At 44.2% G+C, this 1,696-nt stretch carries 2 protein-coding genes; both read right to left on the bottom strand.

Annotated elements, in window-relative coordinates; translation table 11 throughout:
• The coding region (locus tag CDG77_RS34815) for a hypothetical protein (RefSeq protein WP_094333647.1) at positions 1-526 on the bottom strand (526 nt) is incomplete at its 3' end.
• A gap of 3 nt (positions 527-529) precedes the next feature.
• Complete coding sequence (locus tag CDG77_RS34810) at positions 530-1,630, bottom strand: hypothetical protein (protein WP_223270169.1); 1,101 nt, start codon at positions 1,628-1,630, stop codon at positions 530-532.
• Positions 1,631-1,696: the final 66 nt, after the last annotated feature.

Below are 1,696 nucleotides of genomic sequence, written 5' to 3'. Positions count from 1 at the left end.
ATACCTGAGTAATTGGTTTGTCCTTTCTGAGCCAGTAACCAGTATACAGACATCCCAAAGCACCACAGACATCAGGCATATTCAAGTTGAAAACTGCGAACCTGCCGTCTTTTCCTTCCACACTCCAAGCCAGTATATTTTTAGCAGATACTTTGGAATTCAACTCTGTATTTTCTACAATCACCTGTTCAACGACTGTCGCAGGCAGAACATTAGCAGCTTTGTTCCAAGTAACGGTTGCCGCATTTAAGCTACAGCCCCCTAAGCTCATGAGAATTGACAGCAACAAAAAGATGCCCAAACCAATGCGAAACCAATGAATCCAGTAGCGTACCCTCATAGTCGGTGCTGGTAATTGATATGCAGTTGTCTTCAGTGGTTGAGACTGAGTAGGGGAGGCGGAGTCAGAATAAACTCCCTTTCCTTCCCCTGTTTGCCCAAAGTGTATTTTTGAATGCAACTCAGTATCCAGTATTTCTTTTATCTCATGGGGTGAGGTAATAGAAGTTTTAGATAAATCTGTCATACTCTACCTCCCATTTTCAGTATTTTTAGCAGTGCTGATGTAGCTAGAATTTACATTAGGAGAACAGGTCAGCGTTCCATTATCGCTATTACTGTTGCGATAACTAGCTAAAGCGGTTTTGCCGTAATCTTTGAGACTGAGGCGACCGAGGGCATCTGAGCCATTTCCATCAACTTTGCTGTAATCGCCACCAAAATGCTTTTGAGCCACTCGTTCAATTAGGCGTTCGCCCGTAAATGGCTGTCCTGTAGCCGGATCGATTTGCTCTTGTGTCACTTGAATTTTGTTAGCCATATCAGCCATAAATGCCCTATCTTGGTCAGCTGGAGGAAAAAACTCAAATAGTTCAGCCTCTGTTGGTTGATGCCCTTGCTCCACTTGACTGAGAAACTCTTGACCTCCAGGCTTGACAGCAATTAACTGCACTGCATAAGGGTTATAACTCATGAACTGGTAGCGACCGAGAGCGCGACCACAATTTAACCCCCCATCCGCACAGGTATGTATGCCAATGGCTTTGTAATCCCCGCTACCAGCGCTCTCAATTTCCGCGATCGCATTTGAGAGCGATTGCGCCAAGCGCACTGCCGGAGGCAATCGCAAATCAATACCAGAGAATGATTGATCTGTTATCGACTGACTAGCACTACTAAAGGTGCATGGATTAATCTTCTCTCTTACTCCAGTATGGTTGGTAGTGCTAGCTTTAGGCTCTCTCGTAGCTCCAGTTGGTAAAGATGCAGTATTTGTCCTCTGTTCACTCAAATTGCCTACAAATATCAGGGAGTTAACCTTGTAGCTGAAAAAAGGAACAGGCCCGATAAAATAAGGTGTACAACCCATTCGCCAAGCACAAAACCGAAAGAACAAAGCCGTATCTACCGTATCAGTGGTTTCATCCGGCTCCATTACCACCACCTTAAAAGCTTTACCAAACGGTAGCCTTCCTGTTGGTTCCCGACCGTTATTCACTGCTTTCAGGATACCCTGCCCGCCCTCGACTTCTTGGTATTTACCGGAAATCCACTGCTTTCCTTCTAACTTACCGCGATCGCTACGACCTGTATTCTCCAAATCATCCAATTCTAAGTAAGGGACTTCCAAAGAATAAATTAATCAACAAAAACCAAGAATCCAATTTTAAACAATAATGATAATCATTTTAAGGGG

Source organism: Nostoc sp. 'Peltigera membranacea cyanobiont' 213 (genome assembly GCF_002245975.1).
Taxonomy (GTDB): domain Bacteria; phylum Cyanobacteriota; class Cyanobacteriia; order Cyanobacteriales; family Nostocaceae; genus Nostoc.
This window is presented reverse-complemented; position numbering and strand designations above follow the sequence as displayed.